Origin of the sequence: Exiguobacterium antarcticum DSM 14480 (genome assembly GCF_000685865.1) — a bacterium.
Lineage (GTDB): Bacteria > Bacillota > Bacilli > Exiguobacteriales > Exiguobacteriaceae > Exiguobacterium_A > Exiguobacterium_A antarcticum.
In genome coordinates this window covers 1307032-1332621 of sequence record NZ_JMKS01000003.1, presented here as the reverse complement: position 1 = coordinate 1332621, position 25590 = coordinate 1307032, and the positions used below count along the sequence as shown (strand labels likewise).

The 25590-nt window shown below is 47.0% G+C and carries 24 protein-coding genes and 2 riboswitches; of the genes, 13 read left to right on the top strand and 11 right to left on the bottom strand.

Annotated features, from left to right (window positions below; all coding sequences use genetic code 11):
* Positions 1-53: 53 nt before the first annotated feature.
* Positions 54-229, bottom strand: a riboswitch (Lysine riboswitch).
* 69 nt (positions 230-298) lie between these two features.
* Together P404_RS0107690 and P404_RS0107685 are read right to left on the bottom strand one after the other, a co-directional pair.
* Positions 299-1039, bottom strand: coding sequence for a uracil-DNA glycosylase family protein (locus P404_RS0107690; RefSeq protein WP_026830456.1), 741 nt, complete (start codon positions 1037-1039; stop codon positions 299-301).
* Positions 1040-1192: 153 nt separating this feature from the next.
* Positions 1193-1531: a heme oxygenase gene (locus P404_RS0107685; RefSeq protein ID WP_014971684.1), complete on the bottom strand. Its 339-nt coding sequence runs from the start codon at positions 1529-1531 to the stop codon at positions 1193-1195.
* 85 nt (positions 1532-1616) lie between these two features.
* Between P404_RS0107685 and P404_RS0107680 the strand changes: the two genes are divergently transcribed.
* The 5 genes from P404_RS0107680 (at position 1617) to P404_RS0107660 (ending at position 6778) form a co-directional block, all read left to right on the top strand.
* Entirely contained in the window at positions 1617-2249 is a 633-nt protein-coding gene (locus tag P404_RS0107680) for a methyltransferase (protein WP_026830455.1), read from the top strand.
* A 40-nt stretch (positions 2250-2289) separates the two neighbouring features.
* Positions 2290-3171, top strand: coding sequence for an ABC transporter ATP-binding protein (locus P404_RS0107675; RefSeq protein ID WP_026830454.1), 882 nt, complete (start codon positions 2290-2292; stop codon positions 3169-3171).
* Positions 3168-3974, top strand: a complete 807-nt coding sequence (locus tag P404_RS0107670; RefSeq protein WP_014971681.1) for an ABC transporter permease subunit — start codon at positions 3168-3170, stop codon at positions 3972-3974. Before P404_RS0107675 ends, P404_RS0107670 begins: the two co-directional genes overlap by 4 nt.
* A 144-nt stretch (positions 3975-4118) precedes the next feature.
* Positions 4119-5192 carry a dual-specificity RNA methyltransferase RlmN gene (rlmN, locus tag P404_RS0107665; RefSeq protein ID WP_014971680.1) on the top strand — a complete coding sequence of 358 codons (1074 nt, stop codon included), beginning with the start codon at positions 4119-4121 and terminating at the stop codon, positions 5190-5192.
* A 140-nt stretch (positions 5193-5332) separates the two neighbouring features.
* Positions 5333-6778: a DEAD/DEAH box helicase gene (locus P404_RS0107660; RefSeq protein ID WP_014971679.1), complete on the top strand. Its 1446-nt coding sequence runs from the start codon at positions 5333-5335 to the stop codon at positions 6776-6778.
* Positions 6779-6822: 44 nt separating this feature from the next.
* Here P404_RS0107660 and P404_RS0107655 read toward each other — a convergent pair whose 3' ends face one another.
* The 5 genes from P404_RS0107655 to P404_RS0107635 all read right to left on the bottom strand — a co-directional run bounded on the left by P404_RS0107655 (position 6823) and on the right by P404_RS0107635 (position 10821).
* On the bottom strand, positions 6823-8133 hold the full coding sequence (locus tag P404_RS0107655; RefSeq protein ID WP_026830453.1) for an NAD(P)/FAD-dependent oxidoreductase: 1311 nt from the start codon (positions 8131-8133) through the stop codon (positions 6823-6825).
* Positions 8134-8206: 73 nt separating this feature from the next.
* Positions 8207-8842: a nitroreductase family protein gene (locus tag P404_RS0107650; protein ID WP_014971677.1), complete on the bottom strand. Its 636-nt coding sequence runs from the start codon at positions 8840-8842 to the stop codon at positions 8207-8209.
* Positions 8843-8894: 52 nt separating this feature from the next.
* The gene (locus P404_RS0107645; protein WP_026830452.1) at positions 8895-9530 is read right to left on the bottom strand and encodes a nitroreductase family protein; all 636 of its coding nucleotides are present in this window, start codon (positions 9528-9530) and stop codon (positions 8895-8897) included.
* Between the two features lie 15 nt (positions 9531-9545).
* On the bottom strand, positions 9546-10001 hold the full coding sequence (locus P404_RS0107640) for a MarR family winged helix-turn-helix transcriptional regulator (RefSeq protein ID WP_034774103.1): 456 nt from the start codon (positions 9999-10001) through the stop codon (positions 9546-9548).
* A gap of 151 nt (positions 10002-10152) precedes the next feature.
* The gene (locus tag P404_RS0107635) at positions 10153-10821 is read right to left on the bottom strand and encodes a YczE/YyaS/YitT family protein (RefSeq protein ID WP_014971674.1); all 669 of its coding nucleotides are present in this window, start codon (positions 10819-10821) and stop codon (positions 10153-10155) included.
* Positions 10822-10971: 150 nt separating this feature from the next.
* On the opposite strand from P404_RS0107635, the gene P404_RS0107630 reads away from it, so the two are divergent.
* The 6 genes from P404_RS0107630 to P404_RS0107605 all read left to right on the top strand — a co-directional run bounded on the left by P404_RS0107630 (position 10972) and on the right by P404_RS0107605 (position 16679).
* On the top strand, positions 10972-11757 hold the full coding sequence (locus tag P404_RS0107630) for a DUF817 domain-containing protein (RefSeq protein ID WP_014971673.1): 786 nt from the start codon (positions 10972-10974) through the stop codon (positions 11755-11757).
* An 84-nt stretch (positions 11758-11841) separates the two neighbouring features.
* A complete protein-coding gene (locus P404_RS0107625; RefSeq protein ID WP_026830450.1) occupies positions 11842-13104 on the top strand; it encodes a DUF2325 domain-containing protein in 1263 nt (420 codons plus the stop codon).
* Between the two features lie 70 nt (positions 13105-13174).
* Positions 13175-13813, top strand: coding sequence for a DUF975 family protein (locus tag P404_RS0107620; RefSeq protein ID WP_014971671.1), 639 nt, complete (start codon positions 13175-13177; stop codon positions 13811-13813).
* Between the two features lie 123 nt (positions 13814-13936).
* Positions 13937-14042, top strand: a riboswitch (SAM riboswitch).
* A 72-nt stretch (positions 14043-14114) separates the two neighbouring features.
* Positions 14115-15173: an LLM class flavin-dependent oxidoreductase gene (locus P404_RS0107615; protein WP_026830449.1), complete on the top strand. Its 1059-nt coding sequence runs from the start codon at positions 14115-14117 to the stop codon at positions 15171-15173.
* Positions 15170-16117 carry an ATP-grasp domain-containing protein gene (locus P404_RS0107610; protein WP_026830448.1) on the top strand — a complete coding sequence of 316 codons (948 nt, stop codon included), beginning with the start codon at positions 15170-15172 and terminating at the stop codon, positions 16115-16117. Before P404_RS0107615 ends, P404_RS0107610 begins: the two co-directional genes overlap by 4 nt.
* Positions 16118-16220: 103 nt before the next feature.
* Entirely contained in the window at positions 16221-16679 is a 459-nt protein-coding gene (locus P404_RS0107605) for an SRPBCC family protein (RefSeq protein ID WP_026830447.1), read from the top strand.
* 100 nt (positions 16680-16779) lie between these two features.
* Here the strand turns inward: P404_RS0107605 and P404_RS0107600 are convergent, their stop codons facing one another.
* Complete coding sequence (locus P404_RS0107600; protein ID WP_026830446.1) at positions 16780-18657, bottom strand: PhoX family protein; 1878 nt, start codon at positions 18655-18657, stop codon at positions 16780-16782.
* Between the two features lie 236 nt (positions 18658-18893).
* Positions 18894-20519 (bottom strand): ABC-F family ATP-binding cassette domain-containing protein, encoded by a 1626-nt coding sequence (locus P404_RS0107595; protein WP_014971666.1) that lies wholly within the window; start codon positions 20517-20519, stop codon positions 18894-18896.
* A gap of 339 nt (positions 20520-20858) precedes the next feature.
* On the opposite strand from P404_RS0107595, the gene P404_RS0107585 reads away from it, so the two are divergent.
* Positions 20859-21692 (top strand): prohibitin family protein, encoded by an 834-nt coding sequence (locus tag P404_RS0107585; RefSeq protein ID WP_236624350.1) that lies wholly within the window; start codon positions 20859-20861, stop codon positions 21690-21692.
* A 102-nt stretch (positions 21693-21794) separates the two neighbouring features.
* On the opposite strand, the gene pepT is transcribed toward P404_RS0107585, so the two are convergent.
* Entirely contained in the window at positions 21795-23030 is a 1236-nt protein-coding gene (pepT, locus tag P404_RS0107580; RefSeq protein WP_026830444.1) for a peptidase T, read from the bottom strand.
* Positions 23031-23138: 108 nt separating this feature from the next.
* Here pepT and P404_RS0107575 point away from each other — a divergent pair, with 108 nt between their 5' ends.
* The gene (locus P404_RS0107575) at positions 23139-24125 is read left to right on the top strand and encodes a zinc-binding dehydrogenase (protein WP_014971662.1); all 987 of its coding nucleotides are present in this window, start codon (positions 23139-23141) and stop codon (positions 24123-24125) included.
* A 110-nt stretch (positions 24126-24235) separates the two neighbouring features.
* Here the strand turns inward: P404_RS0107575 and P404_RS0107570 are convergent, their stop codons facing one another.
* On the bottom strand, positions 24236-25423 hold the full coding sequence (locus P404_RS0107570; RefSeq protein WP_026830443.1) for a class I SAM-dependent rRNA methyltransferase: 1188 nt from the start codon (positions 25421-25423) through the stop codon (positions 24236-24238).
* Positions 25424-25590: the final 167 nt, after the last annotated feature.

The window sequence follows — 25590 nt, the reverse complement described above, 5'->3', positions numbered from 1 at the left end:
AGCAAGGGCACCGGCAACAAAGCCGACACCCTTGCTGGATGCGTCTTTCTTAGCCGAATTGGAGCGCTCCATACAACATACGTATGGCAATCGAACGGGTATTTCCCAATTCGACCAGCATCGTCAAGTCTGACACATGACGATACTTCGGCGGCATCACCTTTCTTTGATCGTCTTTGTTGTCATCCTCAGACCAAATACTTTTTGAGACCGCGCCTCTACCTCATCGATAGAATAGTCATATTCTTTTCATAAGAAAACTTTATCATATTTCAGAAAATAGTTTCAAGTCTGTTTGTTAAATATTGAAGTAGGACGTCAACTGCTTCAGTAAATAATCTTTATTTTCTTCAAACTGTCGCTTTCGGTGTCCGTTTGCACCGGAAGGGTGAGGGAAACCAAATAATACGGTATGTTTTTTGATGCGCCCTTGATGCAGTAATGTCCGGACCGTAGACTCGACAACACGTCCAAACGGAACGAGGATGACCGGATGGGGTAACTGATTCAGCTCAGCGGCAAAATGTTCATACGCGTAATGTTGCAGAAGGGGGGTCCGGTCGATTTTCGGTTGATGTCCCGTATAATTTTTATCCCGGTAAAAAACAGGATGTCTCAGAATCGAAGTCGTGTGCAACAGTTCCTGATCTGTATGAAATAAGGTTGCTGTGGAAGGAATCTTTAGTAGACGATTTAATTCGAGCTCATCCAACATCATTGTCAAATTACGACGCATCGGACCAGCAAAACTGGCACTGTATTTGACGATTTTCGACGTTTCCTCGATTGTCGCACCATGATGAAAGGCGTCAGCGGCTTCTTCGTAAGCAATTCGCATCTGTTCAAATCCGGGTGTGATTCCAATGAAGACGATTTTCGCAGAATGATTGATGTATTCGCCGATCGGTGAATAATAGACGGATAAACCCTGATCCTGTTGTAATAAAAAACTGTCCACGCATAAATCCTGACGTGTCAGAGGGCGGTCAATCGGTAAAGTCCGAATGGCCTGTTCGAAAATAGACAATGAATTCAGCATGATAAGTCCTCTCTCTTTCTGTGTTGGACTTATGATAACAAATAATGGTATTACATACAATTTACACCCATATCAATATAGTGGAGGGTCTTTTGGAGTGAAGACAGAAAAACCCTGAATCCAGAATGGACGCAAGGTTTTCAGTAGGTGGGATCAAGAAGAAGCAGAAGTCCGTTCTTTGACGGAAGCGACTTCGTAGGTGATGATTTCACTTCCAAGCATCGGAGATTCTTCTTGTTTGCCGTCTGACGGAGCAGGACGTTTATGGGACTCTTTAAAATCATCACTGTTCCGCCATGCTTCAAAATCCTTCATGTCTTCCCAGTACATGTTGACGTTCATTTCATCGTGTTCTTCGAGACCTTGAGTCAGTAAAACTTCGACACGAACAAATCCCTTCATCGAGTCAAGACCACTTGGGCGAGTAAAGCGTGGTGCGAGTGCAGCAGCCATTCCTTTTTTGACTTTGATCCGGTTCGTCACGACGATCATAAAAACATCCCCTTTTATCGAATTGTGTACCTTTTAAGTATAGTACGATGGAAACAACAATGCTTGAAAGAAGGAATCCATCATTATGAATGAACAAGATTATGAAGCACGTCTACACATCAAGACGATCGAAGTCCAACATCTCTATAACGCCTTCAGCCACTACAACCGTTACGAGCCGACTCCTTACGCGGCACTCGAGGAATTATGTGCCGTCTATCCGTTTGACCAGACCGATACGGTGATTGATTTTGGGTGCGGAAAAGGACGGTTGAATTTTTACTTGCATGATCGGTTTGATTGTTCCGTCATCGGAATTGAGATGAATGGTCAGTTTTACGAGGATGCGCTTGCGAATCAGATGGCGTACACGAAAAAGATGAAAAAGCGGCGGGGGAGCATTCGTTTTGAACATACGTATGCGGAAGCGTATTCGATTCCGGATGACGTCACGACATGCTATTTTTTTAATCCATTTTCGATTCAAATATTTATGAAGGTCGTCGACCAGATTCTGATGTCTGTCGAGCGGCATCCACGTCCGGTCGATCTTATCCTTTATTATCCGGCAGATGAGTACCGGTATTATTTAGAGCATCAAACGGTATTTGAACAAATTGAAGAAGTTCGTTTAAAGGAATTGTTTGAAAAAAATCACGACGAACGATTTGTCATTTATCGGACCGGTCTGTCCCAAGAAGTGCCAAAACGGGTATAAGGTACTAACGGTGATCTCCCAAAAAAGTGAGGCGATTCGGATGATTCATTTGGAACATGTGACGAAGGAATTTGCACCGAAACGAGGTTTGTTTGATGTCAGTTTTTCGGTGGAACCGGGGATGGTATTTGGTTTCATCGGACCGAACGGAGCGGGGAAGTCAACGGCGATCCGGCAACTGATGGGTTTGATTCGAGCGGACTCCGGTCACGCGACGATCGGTGGTTATGATTGCTGGAACCAAACAGAAGATGTAAAACGAATCGTCGGTTACTTACCAGGAGAAATCAATTTACCTGGTGATTTTACAGGCGAGCAAATTCTACACTTGATGCAGAAATTACATCACAGTAAACCGGAACGTCAATTGGAATTGTTGGAACGTTTTCCGTTTGAGACGAAAACGAAAATTCGAAAGATGTCGAAAGGGATGAAACAGAAACTGGCATTAGTCGGCTGCTTCATGAAAGATGCACCGGTCTATCTGCTCGATGAACCGACGAGTGGACTTGATCCGTTGATGCAGGAACGTTTCTTAGCCTTGATTGATGAAGAACGACAACAGGGGAAAGCGATTTTAATGAGTTCACACCATTTTCCGGAGATGGAAAAATCGTGTGACCGGGCTGCCCTTATCAAAGAAGGACGACTCATCATCGAAGCCGATATTCACGAGCTTGTCCGGTCGAGTCGAAAACAATACACGATTGAATTTGGGTTAGGGGCACATGCGGAACAATTCGCCAGACAAATCGGAAGTGAACGGATGCAGAATCAGGTGTCTTTTGTGACGACGAAGCAATTGACCTTAAATCAAGTCATCCGTTTCTTGACGGAGTATGATGTGCGGACGATTCACTCTTCCGCGGATGACTTGGAACACGTCTTCTTACATTATTATAGTGAGGAGGAATCACCATGATGACCATCATTTGGTCGTTATTGAAGCATAACGGAAAACCGATTACAGCGTATGCCATTGGAACGAGTCTGTATTTATTGATGCTTGCGGCACTGTATCCATCGATGATGAAGAGTGGTCTGCTCGAAGCGAAACTTCAAGCGTTGCCACCGGAAGTCTTAAAAGCCTTTCAGTATGACAAGGTGACCGGGTTTGATAACGTCCTGGATTTACTGGGCGGTAATTATTACGGATTGATCTTTCAAATCATTGCCTCCCTGTTCTTGTTATCCCTTGCGGCGCGCCTGCTGGCCCGACCGATCGACAACGGGGAACTGATTTTATACTTGGCTGCGCCGATTACACGCCATCAATATACTGCGTCTGCGATGATCGTGATGATGATTGCCAGTACATGCCTTGTATTATTCAATACGTTTGTCTTGCTGCTAGCGGACTGGTTCGTTGCCGGTGTTTCGATTGATGGGATGACCCTGGTCCGCTTTCAAGTGAATGCGCTGTTCTTGCTCTATGCGATTGGTGGCTTCACCCTGTTCGTCGCGACCTTGTTTGACGATGAGCGGCGTGCCTTTTCGATTGCGGGTGGTGTGCTTGTACTATCGATTGTCTTGACGATTGGGGCAGGATTGAGTGAAAAAATGGATTGGATGCGCTATGGTTCGATTTTCAGTCTTTTTAATACACAGCAGTTATTAGAAGGGACGGGTGATTTATTTCTGCACCTGTCGATCCTTACGGGAATCAGTCTGTTTTTTAACGCAAGTGCGTTTTTGGGTTTTCGGAAACGAAGTTTGTCGATCTGACACAATCGAATCAGAAAACAAGCAAAAGAGAACGTGGAAATCTACAGAAAGTGAACATTTAGGATTTGAACGTTGCGTAAGTGCTCGATTTTTACTAAGATAAAGGAATGTTATAGTTCTGGAAAAAGAAATGAGGTCTCACTAATGAATAAACCGTCCATTTATGGATTAACAATTGAGCAGATGACAGAATGGTTATCGCATCAAGGTCACAAACCGTTCCGTGCGAAACAAGTATGGGATTGGTTGTATCGTAAACGTGTCACTACTTTCGCTGAAATGACGAATGTCAACAAGGATTGCCTTGAGTTGTTAGATCAGAGTTTTGCGATTAATTCGATGACAGAATCCGTCAAACAGGAATCGGCAGATGGAACGATCAAGTTCCTCTTTAAATTGTACGATGGTAGTTTGATTGAAACAGTCTTGATGCGTCACAAGTACGGCTTGTCTGTCTGTGTCACGACACAAGTCGGTTGCAACATCGGCTGTAGTTTCTGTGCCAGTGGCTTGATCAAGAAGAGCCGCGATCTCTCGGCTGGAGAAATCGTCGAGCAAATCATGAACGTCCAACATCATCTCGATGCCGTCGGTAAAGAAGAACGTGTCAGCCACGTCGTCGTCATGGGTATCGGTGAGCCGTTCGATAACTTCGACAACATGGTCGATTTCTTGAACGTCATCAAGGACCACAACGGTCTTGCGATCGGTGCGCGTCACATCACGGTCTCGACAAGTGGACTTGCAGACAAGATCTACAAATTCGCCGATTTAAAACTTCAAGTCAACTTGGCGATTTCGCTTCACGCGCCAAACAACGAACTGCGGACACAAATCATGAAAATCAACCGTGCGATTCCGCTCGAGAAATTGATGCCGGCCATCGATTACTACGTCAAGACGACGAACCGGAAAATCACGATTGAGTACATCCTCTTACGTGGTGTCAATGACCAAAAAGCCCAAGCGATCGAGCTTGCGAAACTGTTCGAAGACAAACGTCATTTGACGTACGTCAACTTGATTCCATACAATCCGGTCGACGAGCATGGTCAATACCAACGGAGTACGTCGGAAGACATCTCGGCGTTTTATGATACGTTGAAAAAGAACGGTCTGAACTGTGGGGTACGTCTTGAGCACGGTACGGATATTGATGCTGCCTGCGGTCAATTACGTAGTAAACAGATCAAAAAAGATACAGTCGCAGCAAAATAAGCAAGTCGAGCTTCCCGTCAGTTGACGGGAAGCTCTTTTGACGTCCTGTCGAAAGTAGCGCATAATGAGAGGTCACGTCTAATGCCTGACACATCATTCTACATTTCAAATTAAACTATAAAAATAAATGAGGTATTCTTATGTCTAAAAAACCATTCACCGATTTTCAACTCAGTGCACCCATCCTAGAAGCAATCGAACAGCTCGGTTACCATACACCGACCGATGTCCAGCAAGCGGTCATCCCGGTCGCCTTATCCGAAAAAGATATCATCGTCAAATCACGGACCGGTAGCGGGAAAACGGCATCGTTCGGGATTCCGCTTTGTGAACTGATCGAGTGGGAAGAAAATAAACCACAAGCGTTGATTTTGACACCAACCCGCGAACTTGCGCTGCAAGTCACGGAAGACGTCATGAACATCGGACGTTATAAACGCATCAAGGCGACGGCTGTCTTCGGTAAACAGCCATTCCGAGGTCAAGTCGCGGAACTCAAACAAAAGACGCACATCGTCGTCGGTACACCAGGTCGTGTCCTCGATCATTTAGAGCGGGGGACATTATCGCTTGAGAAGGTCAAATACCTCGTCCTTGATGAAGCGGACGAGATGCTTAATATGGGCTTCCTCGATCAAGTCGATACGATTTTGAAGCAATTACCGAAGCAACGGACGACGATGTTGTTCTCAGCGACGTTCCCGCAAGATATTCATCAGTTAAGTGACCGCTACATGCAGGCACCAAAGGAAGTCGAAATCATGACGAAGGCAACCGAAATCGCAGAAATCGAACACAGTTATATTTCTGTGACCGACAAAACGAAGTTCGCCATCCTGAAAGATGTCACGGTCGTTGAAAATCCAGACCGTTGCATGATTTTCTGCCGGACAAAAGAACATGTCGATTTTGTCGCACAAGGATTAACCGCGATGGAGTATCCGGTCGAAAAAATTCATGGTGGTATGGAACAGGATGAGCGTCTTGCCGTCATGAAAGCGTTCCGAGCAGGTGAATTCCGTTATCTCGTCGCGACGGATGTCGCAGCACGGGGGATTGATATCGAAAACATCACCCATGTCATCCAATACGATATGCCGGTCGAAAAAGAAAGTTATGTTCACCGGACAGGTCGGACAGGGCGTGCCGGTGCACTCGGAAAAGCCATCAGTTTAGTGACAGAGTCGGACATGCGTCGTCTGCGTGAAGTCGAACAATACCGGGGTGAGGCGATTGAAAAACGCCAGGCACCGACTGAACGGGAATTGATTCGGACGGCAGATGCCTTTGAAGAAAAAATCACGACGGCAGATGTCCGGGCGTCAAAAACAGAGCAGCTTAATGCGGATATCATGAAGCTGTATTTTAACGGCGGGAAGAAAAAGAAACTGCGTGCCGTTGATTTTGTCGGAACGATTGCGAAAATCGAAGGCATGACCGCTCAAGACATCGGAATCATCACGATTCAGGATACCGTCACGTACGTGGAAATTCTGAACGGAAAAGGCCCGCTCGTCCTGCGGGCGATGAAGACGACGAAAGTCAAAGGTAAACAGTTGAAGGTGTATGAAGCGTTTAAAAAATAAAGTACCCTACACGTTCAACCAGCCGTCTCAAGAGAACTTATCTCTTAGGACGGCTGTTTTTGTGTCAGGTGTTGTCCGAGGTGGAGTCCGCTCGCAGCGGCTTGCGACAGCGAGTGCGTCACACCGGAACAATCGCCGATTGCATACAGTCCCGGGATGTCCGTCTCAAAGGTAACGGACGTCGACAGCATCGGAGCATAAAATTTTCCGTCCATTCCATACAGCAGTGTGTCGTTTGAGAGAGGCGTCTCAAGCAACTGCTCAAGTCGTTTCAGGAACTCCAACAAGACCGTGATGTCTGTGCCCGGGACTTCCTCGATCAGATTACCCGCTGTCGCTGCAAGTGTCGGGCGCACTTTGTTTTCGGTGAGAGCACCTGACTGCGTCGAACGACCGGTCCGCAAATCCCCGAGTCGTTGCACGACAATCCGGTCCGTCCCTTGATTGATTTTTCCAATGACGGAAGCGGCATAATGATTCGCTTCTTCGAGTGTCGCAAAATAGCGGGGTAAAAACAGTGTAAAGTTCAAGTTGGTCGTACCGGAATCCTGTTCGCGGAAGTTTTGCCCGTCCGGCATGATCAGACCTTCCTGATGTTTTCGGATGATCCGTCCTTTCGGATTCATGCAGTATGTAACGGCGGTCCCTGCTGCTGACGCATAAGCCAGTTTTGTTTCGAACGTATCCTGTAACAACGTTCGGAATGCCGTTTCTTCCATCTCGATCCGGATGCCGAGGTCGAGACGGGTTTTGCTTTGAGCCAGACCTAATGCCTGAAGTTGCTCCTGCATCCACGCAGTACCGGAGCGTCCGGTCGCGAAGACGACGCGTTGACTCGAAAATGTTTCGTGTTCAGTCGTGAGCAAAAATCCGTCCGCTTGTTGTTCGATTGTCGCAACAACCGTCTCAAAACGAAAGGTGACGTGTTGGTGAATTGCGGCTTCGAGCCGTCTTAAAATCCGTTCCGATAGTGCGCTTCCTAAATGCCGGACCGTCGTTTCGATCGTCTCAAGACCGGCCACTTTTGCCCGATCAGCTAGAACGGGATTGGACGTGGAGTACAATTCAACTTCATTTGCCCCGTAGCGACACAAGAGTGCATCGACTTGTTGCATCAAGCGGAGCGTTGTCTTCGGTCCAAGCTTTTCGGCAAGTTCGCCTCCAAATCCAGCAGAATAGTTGTATTTCCCTTCCGATTTCCCGAGACCGCCAAAACCAAGATAGGCTTCTTGCTTGGTCCGTTGTTCAAGTCGTTTTCCGGCATCAATCAACAGGACCGTCTGACCCTGTTCCATCAGTTCATGTGCCAAAAAGATGCCAGCGACGCCGGCACCGATAATCGTCACATCATACATCATTTGACCAGCTCCTTTTCGTCAGTATACAAAAAAACGGATTCCTGTTGAGGAATCCGGAGTTCGAAAACGATTATTTCCAGTCTGTGATGTCGTTGATCGGCAGACGAACCGATGGGTAACCAGCGTCAACTGCTTTTCCGATGGAAAGGAGCATGACAGGAAGGTAACGGTCTTTATCCATACCGAAGGCTTCAGCGATTTGATCTTTTTCGTAGCCGCCGATCGGATTTGTGTCATAGCCGTGCGCACGCGCGACGAGCATCAATTGCATCGAGACAAGACCTGAATCGATCAGGATGCTGTCACGAAGTGTATCCGTATCTTCCGGGCTGTAGAAGCCTTTGATAGCCGGTACTTGGCGATCGCGGACATCTTGTGGCATTAAGCCTTTTTCAACTGCCATATCGTAGATGGTATCGATGCTGTCGACGGCATTCATGTCACCGAAGACGGCGATGACAGCAGATGACGTCTCGACTTGGACCTGGTTGAACTTCGCAAGTGGAGCGAGTGTCGCTTTACCTTCTGCGCTGTCGATGACGAGGAAGCGCCATGGCTGCATGTTGACAGAAGATGGAGCAAGTGTCGCTTCTTCAAGGATGTGTGTCATCTCTTCTTTTGAAATCTTGACGTTTGTGTCGTAGTTACGGATTGAGCGGCGTCCTTTAACGATTTCCATAAAGTCTGTAGTTGTTTGAGTTGTCATAGTAATAATCTCCCTTTTATCTGATCTCTATTTTTTTTGAGTTACGTCGTACTTATTTCCAGTCTGTGATGTCGTTGATCGGCAGACGGACTGATGGGTATCCTGCGTCGACGGCTTTCCCGATTGATAAAAGCATGACCGGTACGTAACGGTCTTTATCCATGCCGAATGCTTCTTCGATTTGCTCTTTCTCGTAGCCGCCGATTGGGTTCGTATCATAACCGTGTGCCCGGGCAACGAGCATCAATTGCATCGAGACGAGACCTGAGTCGATTAAGATGCTGTCTCTCAGTGCGCTGGCTGGTACACTTTCATACATGCCTTGAATCGCAGGTACTTGACGGTCGCGGACATCTTGCGGCATGAGTCCTTGTGCGACGGCTGTATCATAAATGTTTTCAAGTTGGTCGACCGCATTCATATCACCGAAGACAGCGATGACGGCAGACGACGTCTCGACTTGGACCTGGTTGAATTTCGCAAGTGGAGCGAGTGTCGCTTTACCTTCAGCACTGTCGATGACGAGGAAACGCCATGGCTGCATGTTGACAGAAGATGGAGCAAGTGTCGCTTCTTCAAGGATTTGTGTCATCTCTTCTTTTGAAATCTTGACGTTTGTGTCGTAGTTACGGATTGAGCGGCGTCCTTTAACGATTTCCATGAAATCAGTCGTAGTTTGTGTAGTCATTTGAAAGTCTCCTTTTTAATTAACGGTTGTTTTAGGTAAAGTGAGGGCATTCGTTTCAATCCGTTGCATCATCTGTGTAAGCTGGTGTTGTTCGTCTGCCGTGAATCCTTCAAGCAACTGCTCGAGGAAGTCATCTTTTTGCTCACGTAACCGGGTGATCCGGGTTGCGCCTTCTGGCGTCAACGAAACGAGAATGACGCGGTTATCTGTTGCGGAACGGACACGTTCAATCATGCCGTTCGTTTCAAGATGCTTTAAGTGTCGTGTCACAGCTGCATTATCGACGTTGACCCGTTGCTGTAACTCTTTTTGACTAATCGTCGTGTCGACCTCGAGTTGGGCTAATAAGTCCATCCGGGTTTGGCTAAAGCCGTCCGTACAGAGATCGAATTTTTGAGCAATCGTCTTATTGACGGAGACGAGTGCATAAATCAGCCGTCCTTTTTCAGTACAGGAAATACTCAAGTTCATCACATCCTTCCCTTCGTTCGAAAAATCCTTGACGTATCAAAGATTGATATGTAAACGAATATAACGCGTCTGTTTCACTGTTGCAACGAATATGCTTGATCGACGCAAAAAAGATACCGTTTCAAGTGAAAGGGTATCCGAGTCAACCGACTTAACTGATTTTTTGTTGTTTCCGAGGAGTCGTCCCGGCATCAATCGCGGCAATCATCCGCCGGAAATGACCTAACCAAAACTGCAGGAACGGACCGATCAAGAAAATGGATAAGATCGTCCCGAAGAAAACCGGTCCACCGAGTAACCAACCGATTCCGCAGGCGGTGATTTCCATGAACGTCCGCATCATCCGGATCGACGTTCCAAAGCGTTCAGCAAGCGTCAAGGTCAGTCCGTCACGGGGTCCGGCGCCATACCCGACAGCGACATAAAGCCCCGCACCGATTCCAATGATGAAGATACCAGTGATCAGCCAAAGCGTATTTTGCCAAACGGATGAAAAGGAGGGTAAGAGACCAGAACCGAGGACTAAGTTCATGAACACCCCGACGAAAATCGCATTGACGAGTGTGCCGACCTGTGGGGTGATCCGGTCGAGCAAATACTTGACGAATACCAACAACAAGCCGACAAGGAGGATGATCGTCCCGACGGAAAACGGTGTTTTATTTTGGAGACCAAGGTGAAGAACGTCCCACGTCGAGACGCCAAGTTGTGCCGTGATCATCATCGATGAACCGACGGCAAGTAGAAAAAGACCAAATAAGAACAATGCCCATTTTAAGACGGAACGTAACAGCCAAGACGTTTGAAGGGTCTGCATCATTTACGGATAACACCTCACTTCTAGATTAAAATTGATTCATTAACTGTATCATGTTTGTGAACAAAATCGAAGCGAATCCGATATTTTCCATCTTTAGATGGAGGGAATGGGGATGTCGTATCCGTATACTAAGGAAAAGGGGGCGTCGTCTTGCAGAAAATTCGGCATTTCATCCGTTTTACATATCTTGAAGCCATCTGTTGTGTCTTCCCGGTCGCGATTTTCTTTGCGCTTGCAACATCCCGTTATCTGCCGTCTGAACCGATTGCCCGTTATGATTTGTTGCTGCTCTGGTGTCTCATCGTGCAAATTGTTTTGCTCGTGACACGGTATGAAACAAAAGAAGAGTTTAAACTGATCTTAATCTTCCATGCGATTGGTTTAGGTCTTGAATTGTTCAAGGTCCAGGTCGGTTCCTGGAGTTATCCGGAAGAAGCGTGGAGCAAAGTTATGGGTGTTCCGCTCTATGCCGGCTTCATGTATGCCAGTGTCGCGAGCTACATCTGCCAAGCTTTCCGCCGGTTTGATCTCCGTGTCACCGCGTTTCCACGTCCTGCACTCGCCTTAGTGATAGGTCTCTTAGTCTACTTGAATTTTTTTACCCATCACTGGTTACTTGATTTCCGCTGGATGTTGATGGGACTGGTTGCACTGGTCTTCTTAAAATCCTGGGTCTATTACCGCCTGAATGAGACCGTCTACCGGATGCCGCTTGTCCTGTCGTTCGGTTTGATTGCCTGGTTCATCTGGCTGGCAGAAAACATCGTGACGTTTTTTAAGGGATGGGTTTATCCGAATCAGGAGGAAGGCTGGGAACTGGTCGACTTCGGTAAACTCTCCTCCTGGTTCTTACTTGTCATCATCACGATTTTGATTGTTGCCGTCGAAAAATACCGCCTGGGTGATCCGTCAATCGAAATTAAACGTGAACCTTAAACAAAAAAATACCGGGTCATTTTTAGACCAACCTTGGCTAAACTCACTTGCTATAGTTGAAAAAAAGCAAAGGGGTTGTTGAAAATGATGCAACAGATCATGGAACGAGCGAAAGATTTGGTCGCAAGTAAATTACAGATTGTTGAAACGGCAGAAGACTGGGAGTTGCTGCTCGAGGAAATCCGGGGAATCGACGAATGGATCCAACTATCGCGTTATTACACACCACGCAAGAATCAATCCGGACTTGTCGAACCGGTAAAGGATGAACCGGCACCATTACTCAGTCAGAAGCGGGAAGTAGCGGAACCGACCTTCGAGCAACGATACGCGTACACGTTTGTCCGTGAGCTGAAAGGAGGCTCGTTACGGGAATGGCCGAACAGTCATATCTCCGAAAAAGAGATCCGTCAGTGGAATCTTGAGCATGGGATGGAAGTCCGTGTACAAATCAGCCATCAAGATCACCGCCGGACGTCACTGGAAGTGCTCGCCGTCATCGCAACCGATCAAATGAAGACGCTTGAGGAACGAATTGTCTTCGAGAAATGTATCGTCAAGAATCACGGTATCATCGAGTCGACAGTCGAAGGACCGTTGAAGGATGAGACGGGGAAACCGTTTTATTACGCAACACCGGTGGAAGACATGCGATACTTTCAATTGAAGGAAGGACAACTCGTCGATCTTGTCATGTGGAAAGGTCATCCGGAAACGCTGACGATTGTTTGGAAGTATGCCTTTCAATATGAAGAACCGATCGTCCAGCCGTTGAGCTCGTCACAGGATACGAAACGAGCAGGTTCAACCACCGAAGTGATCGTGACACCAGAATCAAAGAAATCTACCGGTCGTTACGCCAAACAAATGAAACGAAAACCAAACATCAAAAAAGCACGACAAGTCCGTCAGATCCGTGAAAAAAAGCAACAATCGATTGCGCCACTCGTCACGACTTCTTTACCGGGACAACCAATCGACTTCATCGATAAGAAGCCACTTGATTTTGCATCTTTTGAAGGAATGCGTCTCGTCATCGTCGGGAATGAACAACAGGCGCCCGTCTACCGGACCTTTTTCGCCGAGACAGGAATCGAATTGATTCATCTTGCGGGAGACGCCCAGTCGGCTAAGAAAATCGCCAGCCTGGCTAAAAAGACCGATGCCATCGTCGTTATCACGAGTCGTGTCTCCCATGCTGCGTCAGCACATGTCATTGCGCAAGCGAAAAAATATAATATTCCGTTTGCGATGGAACGACTGGACGGTCGCCGTTCACTTTATACGGCCTGTCAGCGTCAGCTTGAGAAAGCCCGCCTGAATCAGTTAAAAACAGGGAAATCCTGAAAATAACTGAAACTCCTTGTGCGATTAGCCGTAAATAGGAGTAGAACTTATTTTGAGGAGGATCTTATTCATGTCATCACAATTAAAAAAATCTGCGAAAGAAGCGCTGAGTGGTCGCTGGGGATTTACGATTCTCATGTTCGTACTGTTTTCTGTACTTCAAAGCATTCCAGGAAGTTTTGCATCCGATACAAATGATTCCTTTACTGCTGGTGATGGGGTTGCTTTTATCTTGATGATTGTCGCATTACCACTTTCAGTTGGTTGGACATGGATTACAATGTCGATCGCACGCAAAGAACAAACGAAAGTGACTGATTTATTTGAACCATACAAAATGTTCTTAAAAGTAGTCGGTCTAACCATTGTTCGCTCGCTTTTATTAGTTTTATGGTTCATGTTGTTAATAGTTCCCGGAATCATCAAGTCGTTTTCGTATATGTTAACGTTCTATATTCTACGTGATGAGCCGTCAATCGGTATTTTGGATGCGATTACGCGCTCACGCCAAATGATGGATGGACACAAGATGGAAGCGTTTCTACTGATTTTGTCGTTCATCGGTTGGTTTTTACTTGGTGTGATTACCATTGGAATCGGGTTCTTATGGATCATTCCTTATTTCAGCGTCACTCTTGCGAAATTCTATGACCGCATCCGCGGCGAAGAAGCACCCGTCGAACAATCGACGTTTGTAGCTCCGTATTAATTAATCAGGAACAGGATGAGAGCCCAGCTCTCGTCCTTTTTTATCGCTGTTTTTAATTCCGATTGGAAAACAAGGTTTAATGGTTGCTTTACTCTGCTAAAAAGTGTACGATAATTCCAATAATTCTTATCAAGAGAAGTCGAGGGAATGGCCCGAAGACACTTCAGCAACCCCGCAAGCAGCGGAAGGTGCTACTTCCTAAAGGAATCTTTTCCTTTACAGATAAGAGCAGACACGATCAATCCGTCGCTCTTTTCGATTTTCGAGAAGAGCGACTTTTTTAATGAGGGGGACATAGCGGATGGAGTATGGATTTTGGTTGCCGATTTTTGGAGGATGGTTACGGAATGTCGAGGACGAACAGATGCCGGCGACATTCGATTATGCGAAACAGGTCGCACAAACGGCTGAACGAATCGGTTTTTCGACGACGCTGATTGCGGAGTTAAATTTAAATGATATTAAAGGACTTGAAGCACCAAGCTTAGAAGCCTGGACGACGGCAGCGGCGATTGCCGCAACGACGGAACGACTGGAAATCATGACGGCCGTCCGCCCGGGGTTCCATAATCCGGCGACGACGGCGAAGATGGCAGCGAACATCGATCAACTCAGCAACGGACGATTTACGCTAAACGTCGTCTCGGCCTGGTGGGAAGAAGAAGCCCGGCAATACAACGGCATTTTTACGGCCCATGATGAACGGTACGCTCGGACCAAAGAATTCGTCACGATCATGAAAGGGTTATGGGCAGACGCCTCACCGTATAGCTTCGACGGCAACTACTATACGCTCGAGCAGACACAACTGCATCCGAAGCCGGTTCAACGACCGGGCATCAAGCTGTATGCCGGTGGAGAAAGCGAAGCCGGAAAGCAAACCATCGTCGAACAGTGTGATGCCTATGTCATGCATGGGGGAACGGTTGAGGAAGTGACCGTCAAGATTGAGGATATGAAAACGCGTCGACATGCAACAGGGCAACCACCGCTTGAAAGTTTTGGCCTTGCTGCCTACATCATCTGCCGGGATACAGAAGAAGAAGCGGTTCAAGAATGGCAACGGATCACGGACGTCAAAGAAGACAGTGCCGGTTACGTCGGCTACGACGACTTTGTCAGTAAATCGCAACTCGAGCAACAGGTAAAACGGAATGATTATTCGGTCTCAAACCGCGGACTCCGTCCGGATTTAATCGGGACACCGGAACAGATTGCCGAGCGGATTCTCGCCTTTGAAGACGTCGGTGTCACATTGTTGCTCCTGCAATTCTCACCGCAACTTGAAGAAATGGAACGCTTCGCACGCGACGTCATGCCGCTTGTCGAGGAAAAACGAAAGGTAGGTCAAACCAAATGACAAAAATTCATATCTTACACGAAAATCAGGAATGGACGGATCATCTGATTAAACGACTCGAGGAACTGGAGTTGCCGTATGAACAGTGGCATCTCGACGAAGGGCAAGTCCCGCTTGATGAAGTCCCGCCGGAAGGCGTTTTCTACAGCCGAATGAGTGCGTCGTCACATACGCGTGGTCACCGTTATGCACCGGAATTGACGGAAGGAGTGCTCGCTTGGCTTGAAGAACATGACCGGACCGTCTTCAACGGAACGCGTGCCCTACGTCTGGAAGTCAGTAAAATCAATCAGTATACGGCGCTTCGAAAAGCCGGTATCCGGGTCCCGAAAACAAGGGCTGCCGTCGGTCGCAATCAAATCGTTGAAGCGGCAAAAAATATTGGTGTGTCCTCGTTTATCACGAAACACAACCGTGCCGGAAAAGGACTGGGCGTCCAGCTGTTCCATTCGATTGAAGCGCTCGAGACGTATCTCGATGGTCCGACCTTTGATGAGCCGGTCGACGGCATCACGCTGATTCAAGAGTATATCCAGGCACCGGAACCATATATCACCCGCTGTGAATTCGTCGGCGGAAAATTCGTTTACGCCGTCCAAGTCGATACATCAGAAGGCTTTGAACTGTGCCCGGCGGATGCCTGTGTGATCGATGACTTGTTCTGCCCGGTCGGGGAAGAAGCACCGCAAACTCCGATGAAGTTTAAAGTCGTCGACGGATTTAATGATCCGATCATTAAAAAGTATGAAGCATTCCTGCAAGCGAACCAAATCGCGGTCGCCGGGATCGAGTTCATCAAGGATGCAGACGGAACGATTTATACGTATGACGTCAATACGAATACGAACTACAACTCGGATGCGGAAGCGGCTGCCGGTAAGTTCGGCATGTTGGAACTCGCGAAGTTCCTTGGGCATGCGTTAGAGCGTCAAACTGTAAAATAAGAACCATTCACCGATTGAAATGAGCCAAATACCCTGTATGTGACGTAGTCTGAAGTTAGAACTACACACATCAGGGTATTTTTTAATAAAAGGAGGTGTTGGGATGGTGACGTGGCACGAAGAAAAAATCCTCGACGTTCCGATCGAGGAAGCCTGGCATATCTTTGATCACGATCGGTTGCAACGCCTGATTCCGGGTGTCGTCCAGCACGAGGTGATTGAGCGGAAACCGGGTGTCGTCGGTTCGACGTACCGGCAAACGTATATGCAGGGGAACCGCCTCGAGACATACATCGTGACGGATCTTGCCTATACAAATCAACCGGACTTCAAGCAAAATACGATTGGCTTTATCCTCGCTAAGATTTTTAAGCTCGAGATGACGTTTACGTTAAAGCGGCTTGACGAAACAAGTTGTCAGCTGATTTATACCGGGAAAAACGAAGGGGCTAATTTTGTTGGACGAAGTCTGCTGTCGCTTGGAGGCGAACGGGAGACGGAAAAAATCGTTCAAGGATTACTCCGGCGTGTGGAAGAAGAGGCCGGTCAGTTGCGTGCGTGAGCAACAAAGAATCATTCTTTCACGCGAGACACAAGCCACCTCCCTTCATTCCTTTTAATCGAGAGACACCCTCATTTTTGAGTCAGCCTCTTTCGTTGTCTTAACGATGAGAATACGATTTCTGACCTGTCGGCAGACCAGACAAGTAACCGACACCACCTGTTTTTTGAATGCCAATTCCTTCTTGCATCGCTTGTTCCAGTTTCTTCGGATCAACGGCTGTGATCTGCTTCCCGTTTAACCCTTCACCCGGATGTTGGTAGTTACTGAGCAGGTAGCTGTATCCACCGACACGGTCAAGTGACCGGAGTCCTGTTGCTTCAGCACCGACCGGGACGGACAGAATCCGTGACAATTTCTTCGTTTTCAAGTTGTACGCCCAGACGAAGTTATTCGTATGCAACGAGCTGTCTTCACCGATGAAAAGTGTGTTTGATGTTGCCGAATAGGCCAGATTATCCGGATTTGCGACGAGATTCGGGTTCGCCGTATTGCCGTATGCATCCGGCTTCGCTAAATCCTCACCGATGACGAGTGCCTGCATGTTCGTTGGCACATAACGGCTGTCGATTCCTTTGGCACGCCCGAGATCGATTTCAAAGGTCGCACCGGATTCGCGTTTCTCAAGCTGGATATCGTCTTGAACGGCACCGTCTTGTTTTTCCGTACTGCCGGAAACATACGAAAGAGCGATATAGGCTTTTTTGTCCTCAGCGTTGACGGTGATGCCTTCCATCTTGTTGAACTCAGACGTTGCTCCGAGCAACGCACCGTAACGACGCGATTCGAGGAAAGCCGCTTCTTTTTCCTTGCCTGGTTTTAACTTCAGATACTCGACCTTTTTGCTGGCAGCTGTCTTGACTGCTTTAAAGCCAGGTGCTGGAGCATCAGCCGTCTCAAAGATGTCACTAAACTTAGTTCCTTTATCGATTAAACGTTTCACTTCTTTATCGGATGCATGTCCGAGCTTGATCCATTCAAGATCTCCGGCGCCGCCTTCTGTCGCCTTTGTTTGATTGAATTTAGCCGCGTACAGTGTTCCTTGTGAGAAGTCTTTCTTTTTATCGGCGACGTACATGAACATCATCGTGTTGTTGCCGTCATCGCCGAAGATGGCCGTTTTTTGGTCCGGCAGAATCTGCATCATCTCGTGTGAGAAACGACCCGTACTGTAGTGTTTGACGACCGACGATTTTCCTTTGCGGTCCACCGAAATTTCCGGCGTGAAGCCATAGAAATAAGGGTTCGCTTTTTCTTTTGTTCCGAAGTAACGTTCAGCAAAGGCGTTAACTTCTTTATAGGCAGAAGATGTCGGATCCGACTCGAAAGCCCGTGCGTCCGGTTCGTATTCTTCTGAGCCGAGGTGCGTGCCCCACGGCGTCGTCGAACCGTTACATGGTGTCCAAAGACCGTTGACGTTCTTGAAGTCGATTTTACTCGCTTTCTTGACCGCAAGTTTCCCGGTCTTTTTATCCTGTACGACTTCTGTCAAGGTCATCGAAGCGGGCAGTCCCTTGACCTCATTTCCGGCGTTATCGATTGAATCGTACTCGAAGTGGGAGACCATGTACTTTTTACCATGGACTTCAAGCAAACTGTTTGAATCCGGTGCATCCGAGACGAAGGCTTCCGGCTTGTCCGGGACGCTCCGGTCGATGATCGGATCGCCGTTGACATCGATTGGTGTTCCGGCGGCAATCATCGCACCTTTATTTTCGACGATCTTATCTTGTGATAAGAACAATTGGTTGTAGTTCAGTGGCTTGATTTCTGTTTTACCGTTTTGATACGTGACTTTAACCTTGGCTTCCGTATACGTTTTGACCATTTGATTGACTGTGCTTGGTGCATCCATCGATAGAAACTCAACTTTCTTGATATCGTGTGCTGCACGGGATGTATGGGCATCAGCGAATGTTGGAATCAGACTCGATGACAGGACAGCTGCGGATAGACCGACGATCAGTGTTCGTTTCATAGTGATTTCCCTCCAAGTTGTTTGTTGTCTTGCTACTTTCTCATTTAATCAGTTGATTATGAAGAGGATGTAAACATAACAGGACAGTTGTATTTCACTTGGTTAAGTTTCTATTTACAAGAGATGACGAGATCTTTGCTTTCAAAGTAGCATAGGTACGTGACGTTTTCTCCAATGATTTACTTCAGTTTACAAAAAAGAGACCCGATCCGCTAGGACAGGTCTCTGTTCACTGATTAGTTCGTTGCGTACAACGTAGTTAATTGCTGTTGAACGGATTCGTTGTTGAGGTATTCATCATACGTCGTTTCTTTGTCGACGATACCGTTTGGCGTCAATTCGATGATCCGATTCGCGATGGTTTCGACGAACTGATGGTCATGCGAGCTGAACAGCATCGCACCTTTATAAGTGATCAACCCATCGTTGAGTGCCGTGATCGATTCAAGATCCAAGTGATTCGTCGGATCATCCAAGACGAGAACGTTTGAACCGCTGAGCATCGCTTTCGATAACATACAACGGACTTTTTCTCCCCCGGATAAAACAGAAGCTTTTTTCATGACTTCTTCGCCTGAGAAGAGCATCCGGCCGAGGAAACCACGGAGGAACGTGTCGCTCTCATCGGCTGGTGAATACTGGCGTAACCAGTCGAGGATCGTTTTGTCTGATCCTTCGAAGAAAGCAGAGTTATCTTTTGGCAAGTACGATTGTGACGTCGTGACGCCCCATTTGAATGTCCCGCTGTCTGCTTCGACTTCACCCATGAGGATTTTAAAGAGTGTCGTGATGGCAATGTCATTTTGGCTGATAAAGACGACTTTATCTGTTTTGTTTAATGAGAAACGGACATTGTCGAGGACTTTGACACCATCGATCGTCTTCGAGATACCATCGACGATCAACAGATCATTTCCGATTTCACGTTCCGGCGTAAAACCGACGAACGGATAACGGCGTGACGATGGACGGATATCATCGAGTGTGATCTTATCGAGCAACTTCTTCCGTGATGTCGCTTGTTTCGCTTTTGAGGCGTTCGAGCTGAAACGGGCGATGAAGGCTTGAAGTTCTTTGATTTTTTCTTCTTTTTTCTTGTTTTGGTCGCCGGCCATACGTGAAGCAAGCTGACTTGATTCGTACCAGAAATCATAGTTTCCGATATACAGTTGGATTTTCCCGTAGTCGAGATCGGCCATATGCGTACAAACGTTGTTGAGGAAGTGACGGTCGTGGGAAATGACGATGACCGTATTTTCAAACCCGATTAAGAACTCTTCAAGCCATTTGACGGCTTTCAAGTCAAGACCGTTGGTAGGCTCATCGAGCAACAGGATGTCTGGTTTACCGAACAACGCTTGAGCGAGCAAGACTTTGACTTTCTCGCCGCCAGTTAACTCGGCCATCGTTTTCGTGTGCAGGTTTTCTTTGATGCCGAGACCCTGTAAGAGCATCGCCGCTTCCGACTCTGCTTCCCATCCGTTCATTTCTGCGAACTCACCTTCGAGCTCAGCGGCACGCATGCCGTCTTCGTCCGAGAAGTTTTCTTTCATATAAATCGCATCTTTTTCTTTCATGACTTCATATAGACGTTTATGTCCCATCATGACCGTTTCGATGACTTGGAACTCTTCATACTCATAATGGTTCTGACGAAGGACACCAAGACGTTCGCCCGGCGTGATGATGACGTCTCCTTGTTGCGCTTCGATATCACCGGCAAGAATTTTAAGGAATGTGGATTTACCGGCACCGTTTGCGCCGATGAGACCGTAGCAGTTACCTGGTGTGAACTTAATGTTGACGTCTTCGAATAATTTGCGGTCCGCAAAGCGGAGACCGACGTTTTGTACTGTAATCATATAAAGAAGAACCCTCGTTTCTAGTGTGTGATGTGCTGTTACGAGTGTACCACAAAATGATACGTCTCGTTTCAAGGACAAAGTTCTTTACATCTTAGACCGGATTCACCAAATTAGCAACCTCACTTTTTAAAAAATGAAACATTTTCCAATCTGAGGCGTAAGAGTAGTTAGAACATTCATGAAGGAGGAGGACGGCATGGCAGTACTTTTCACGTTGTTATTTTTTGCACTGATCGTCTTGCTGGCCATTGAACTGTATAAGTATATTCAGGATAAAATTGATAAAGGAGACTCCAAATGAGAGAAATTAAACCGAAAAAACGTATTAGGCCGTCGATGATCATCGCAGGTGTGATTGTCGTCGCACTTCTTGCGATGACACCATTCATCGTCGAACAAATCGAACCGGGACAGGTCGGGGTCGTCTACAAACCGTCAAGTGGTGTCCAGGATGAGACACTCTCGCAAGGATGGCATATCGTTTCGCCGATTACACGCGTCACGGAATATCCGATCCGGACACAGACCAAGTCACTCGACAACATGACACTGGCAACAAAGGACGGTAAAAACATCGTCGTTGACTTTACGTACAGTTTTTCTGTCTCGCCTGATCAAGTGACGGAAGTATTCAATAAATTTGGTCCTGTTGAAATTGATGAGATTGCAGCCGGTTACTTAAAACAGCGTCTTTATGATGCGTCACGTGAACAGATTTCGAAAGTCACCGTCCTCGAATTATTCGGAGAACAGTCGGGTAACGTCTCAACAAGCATTCAGACACAATTTGCCGAAGATGTGAAAAAGATTGGCTTCATCATCGAAGACGTCGCACTCGGTGCACCAAAACCAGATGTGAAAACGCAGGAAGCAATCGATGCACGGGTGAAAGCTTCACAGGAACTCGATAAAAAGAAGACGGATCTTGCGATTGCGAAAGCAGAAGCGGAACGTCTGCGGGTCGAAGCGAAAGGGGCAGCGGATGCCCGACTCATTGAAGCACAGGGGCTCGCGAAAGCCCAAAAAGAATTACAGAAAACGTTGACGGAAGAAATGATTCAGTATGAAGCCGTCAAGAAGTGGGACGGAAAATCACCGCTCGTTAGTGGATCGGGCAGCATGGTCCAACTACCGATTCCGGATCAGCAAACAACAACAGAAGAAAAGTGAATCCATTTGGTTTCATAACGCGTATCTATCTTCTGGAGAAACCATATGGACCATGAAAAAAAGCAGATTCTCATATCGAGAATCTGCTTTTTTTATGTCATCTTATTCAGCTGACTGCGCGAATCGTTCAGCAATTGCCACAATGACTTCCGTTGCTTTCACCATATTGTCGACAGAGATGAATTCAAACTTTCCGTGGTAGTTTTCGCCACCCGTGAAGATGTTTGGTGTCGGGAGTCCCATATACGACAGTTGCGAACCGTCCGTCCCGCCACGGATTGGTTTGATAATAGGTGTGATACCACGTGACTCCATCGCCGCATGTGCGATATCAACGATTTCCATGTGCGGCTCGATTTTTTCGCGCATGTTGTAATATTGATCATTTAGTTTGATTTCGACACTGCCTGCCCCGTATTTCTTGTTCCATTCTTCGACTAAAGCCGTCAGGAAGTGTTTCCGGGCTTCGAACTTCGTCCGGTCAAAATCACGGATGATGTACTGGGCAGTCGTTTTTTCGACCGAACCTTCAAACGAAATTAAATGGTAGAATCCTTCGAAACCATCCGTAAATTCAGGTGCTTCATCACCCGGTAACCGATTTTGGAAAGCCATCGCGTGTTTTTGTGAATTGACCATCTTATCTTTTGCCGTACCTGGATGAACGTTTGTTCCGTGAAAGATGATTTTTGCAGCTGCCGCATTAAAGCTCTCATATTCGAGTTCACCAAGTGGTCCACCGTCGACCGTATAGGCGAACTTGGCATCAAATGCTGCGACGTCGAAATGATGCGGACCACGTCCGATTTCTTCGTCTGGTGTGAAGGCAACACGGATCCGACCGTGTTGGATTTCCGGATGGGTGATGAGGTGATGCATCGCCGTCATGATTTCTGCAATACCGGCTTTGTTGTCTGCTCCGAGCAACGTCGTACCATCTGTCGTCATCAACGTATGACCGACGTAGTTTTTCAGTGCCGGAAAATCGTTTGGTGACAAGATGACAGGAAGCGTCGCGTTGAGGACTAAGTCTTCTCCGTCATAGTCTTCGACGATTTGCGGATTGACGTTTGTTCCCGTGAAGTCGGTCGCCGTATCAAGGTGTGCTAAGAATCCGATCGTTGGGACGTCCGCATCGGTATTCGCAGGGAGAGTAGCCATGACATATCCATTTTCATCGACGGTCACATCACTCATGCCAATGTCGTTCAGTTCATCGACCAGTAGTCGTGCGAGTGTCCATTGTCCTTCGGTTGTGGGGACGGTCGTGCTGGCATAACTGGATTGTGTATCGATTTTCGCATATGTAGTCAGGCGACGAATCAAATCATGTTTCAAGAAAAAAACGTCCTTTCTGAGTTAAGGTAGTTTCATCATAGCATGAAGCAGGAAAGTTAGAGTATTCTGAGCCATGGTAAACAAGGCTTCAAAAAGGGGGAGTTTTGCATGAAAGCATTTGTCGTCGAACAGTACGGAAAAGACGCTACGTTAACGGAAAAAGACGTCACACTCAATCAAACGGGGAACTACGATGTAAGGATTAATGTGGAAGGAACGAGCTTGAATCCACTGGACACAAAAATGTTTTTTGGTCATGTGGCAGCAGCGCCGTCAACTGGAATTCTCCAGGGCGATGTTACGGGGACAATCGTTGAAATCGGAGAGAGTGTGACGTCTTTTTCCGTCGGCGATCACGTCATCGCATTTGGTGGTGGACTCGGAAACCGGTCCGGTGCACTGGCAGAAGAGATGTTAGTTCCGGAGAACATGGCTGTCCACAGACCGGACAATCTGGACATTGCCGCAGCAGGTTGCCTGCCGGTCATCAGTCTGACGGCGATGGAAGCACTGAAAGAACGGGCAACCGTTCAGCCGGGGATGCGATTATATGTAGCAGGGGGAACGGGTGGAGTCGGACATCTTGTCGGACAACTTGCCAAACATTACGGCTGTGACGTAACAGCGAGTGCTGCAAATGATGAAAAAGCCGCATGGTTAGACAAACATGGCATTCATCCGCATCGGTACCGGGAGGAATCGGCTGAACAATTGCTAACACGTCTCGGTCATGACGGATTTGATGTCATCATTGATACAGTTGGTGGCGATCACCTCCAAGAGTCCTTCATCCTTGCGAAAGAACGTGGAAAAATCATCTCCATCGCGACGCGGACGACACAAGATTTGACAATGATGCACAGTAAGGCGTTGACGCTCGAAGCGGTGTTCGTAGCTCTCCCTTTACTCAAAGGGAAGGAACAAGAGATGATCCGTCAAAGAGAGCATTTGGCAGAAGTCGCAAAACTCGTCGCAGATGGAGTCATCGATCTCGTCATCGAAGAGCACGTGCCGCGCCAGGTCGATGCGTTGAATGCTGCCTATCAGACATTTGATCGACAGTCACATTTTGGAAAAGTAAGTATCACTAAGTGACTGCTCATTTTTCCTAAGAATAGTGATTCGCTATTCAGTATACTTTTCCTTTTAATCCAAAAAAAATTCTGCTGATGGTTTTTTCATCAGCAGAATTGTTGGATTATCGATTATTTACGTCGGACTAAGACGGATTTTGATTCGACTTCCTTTAAAGAAGGATGTTCTGGGAAGTCAGCTAACGGCGTACTTTCCCAAACGATTTCGTACGTTTGGCGAAGCTTTTTGAAGGCTTGATCGACCATCTTCATAAAGCGGACTTGATCAAACAGAGGACAATCCGTCGTAATCAGTAATAACCCTCCGCGATGCGTCATATGGATCGTTTGTTGAATCAATGCCGGTAAATCGACCTCAGCCCGGAAGTGGCGTGCCTGTGTTTTGACGAGTATCGGTGGATGGATGATGACGAAGTCGAACCGTGTTTTTTTATCCGCATGATCGATGTAATCAAAGGCATCTTGGACAAGGATCATCTGCGTCGCTGCATCCAGTTGATGCAGTTCAAGTTGTTCAATCGTCTTATTGCGGCTCCGCGTTGAGAAATCGACGCTTGTCGTCTCGACTGCACCACCAAGTAAGGCAGCTGCCGTTAACGTACCGGTATCAGAAAACAGATTCAGGACACGTCGATCTGCGGCATGTTGTTTGACGACGGAACGGAGTTCGCGTTGGTGGATATCGAGTCCTGTTCGCATACCGGCATCGAGATGGTACAACAGCGGTGTGCCGTTTTCTTGTAAAACTTCCGGGAAATCACCGCGTTCACCGGCTAAGAAATCGTCTCCCTTGACGGGTTGACCATCGATTTGGAACGTTCGTTTTTCGTAAATGCTCTTAAAATGAATGAGTGACTCGAGCGCCGAGACGATATCGGATTTAAACGAGTAGATGCCTTCGTTCTCGAATGTAATCAAGTAATGGTGATCAAAACAATCGATGGTCAATCCGCCGATGCCGTCACCGGAACCATTAAAGACCCGGAATGTATCAATCAAATCGTTCTCAAAAAAATCATTTCGACGATCGAGGGCAACCTCGATTTTTTCTTTGAAAAAGATATCATCGATGTCTTGCAGTTCATCGGTTGAGAGTAACCAACCGAGTCCTTTTTCCTGCTTGCCAAAATAACCGGTCGCAAGGTATTCTTTATCTTCTGTAATCAATCGAAGCAACGCGCCTGCTTCTTTTAAATGATTACTCTTTTGGAACAGCTCTTTATATAGAAGGGGTTGTCTATTTTTAATTTGTTCGATGGCCATCGCTTTGACGACGACGGGATAGATTTCACGTGGCACATAAGTTCCTCATTTCTAGTTGTGGATAAGTTCAGTTATTATACCATAGGGTAAGTTATCCACATGTGGATAATTTGAATTAAAATAAGATCGAGCCAAATGGTTGTAAATATGTGGATAACTTTTGAAAAATGAAAGAACAAAAAAGAATCACTTCTTCTTCATGC

Bases quoted from the DNA above. Each gene is read 5' to 3' on its own strand.
- P404_RS0107690 (WP_026830456.1), bottom strand. From the start codon at position 1,039: ATGCTGAATTCATTGTCTATTTTCGAACAGGCCATTCGGACTTTACCG.
- P404_RS0107685 (WP_014971684.1), bottom strand. From the start codon at position 1,531: ATGATCGTCGTGACGAACCGGATCAAAGTCAAAAAAGGAATGGCTGCT.
- P404_RS0107680 (WP_026830455.1), top strand. From the start codon at position 1,617: ATGAATGAACAAGATTATGAAGCACGTCTACACATCAAGACGATCGAA.
- P404_RS0107675 (WP_026830454.1), top strand. From the start codon at position 2,290: ATGATTCATTTGGAACATGTGACGAAGGAATTTGCACCGAAACGAGGT.
- P404_RS0107670 (WP_014971681.1), top strand. From the start codon at position 3,168: ATGATGACCATCATTTGGTCGTTATTGAAGCATAACGGAAAACCGATT.
- rlmN (WP_014971680.1), top strand. From the start codon at position 4,119: ATGAATAAACCGTCCATTTATGGATTAACAATTGAGCAGATGACAGAA.
- P404_RS0107660 (WP_014971679.1), top strand. From the start codon at position 5,333: ATGTCTAAAAAACCATTCACCGATTTTCAACTCAGTGCACCCATCCTA.
- P404_RS0107655 (WP_026830453.1), bottom strand. From the start codon at position 8,133: ATGTATGATGTGACGATTATCGGTGCCGGCGTCGCTGGCATCTTTTTG.
- P404_RS0107650 (WP_014971677.1), bottom strand. From the start codon at position 8,842: ATGACAACTCAAACAACTACAGACTTTATGGAAATCGTTAAAGGACGC.
- P404_RS0107645 (WP_026830452.1), bottom strand. From the start codon at position 9,530: ATGACTACACAAACTACGACTGATTTCATGGAAATCGTTAAAGGACGC.
- P404_RS0107640 (WP_034774103.1), bottom strand. From the start codon at position 10,001: ATGAACTTGAGTATTTCCTGTACTGAAAAAGGACGGCTGATTTATGCA.
- P404_RS0107635 (WP_014971674.1), bottom strand. From the start codon at position 10,821: ATGATGCAGACCCTTCAAACGTCTTGGCTGTTACGTTCCGTCTTAAAA.
- P404_RS0107625 (WP_026830450.1), top strand. From the start codon at position 11,842: ATGATGCAACAGATCATGGAACGAGCGAAAGATTTGGTCGCAAGTAAA.
- P404_RS0107620 (WP_014971671.1), top strand. From the start codon at position 13,175: ATGTCATCACAATTAAAAAAATCTGCGAAAGAAGCGCTGAGTGGTCGC.
- P404_RS0107615 (WP_026830449.1), top strand. From the start codon at position 14,115: ATGGAGTATGGATTTTGGTTGCCGATTTTTGGAGGATGGTTACGGAAT.
- P404_RS0107610 (WP_026830448.1), top strand. From the start codon at position 15,170: ATGACAAAAATTCATATCTTACACGAAAATCAGGAATGGACGGATCAT.
- P404_RS0107605 (WP_026830447.1), top strand. From the start codon at position 16,221: ATGGTGACGTGGCACGAAGAAAAAATCCTCGACGTTCCGATCGAGGAA.
- P404_RS0107600 (WP_026830446.1), bottom strand. From the start codon at position 18,657: ATGAAACGAACACTGATCGTCGGTCTATCCGCAGCTGTCCTGTCATCG.
- P404_RS0107595 (WP_014971666.1), bottom strand. From the start codon at position 20,519: ATGATTACAGTACAAAACGTCGGTCTCCGCTTTGCGGACCGCAAATTA.
- P404_RS0107585 (WP_236624350.1), top strand. From the start codon at position 20,859: ATGATCATCGCAGGTGTGATTGTCGTCGCACTTCTTGCGATGACACCA.
- P404_RS0107575 (WP_014971662.1), top strand. From the start codon at position 23,139: ATGAAAGCATTTGTCGTCGAACAGTACGGAAAAGACGCTACGTTAACG.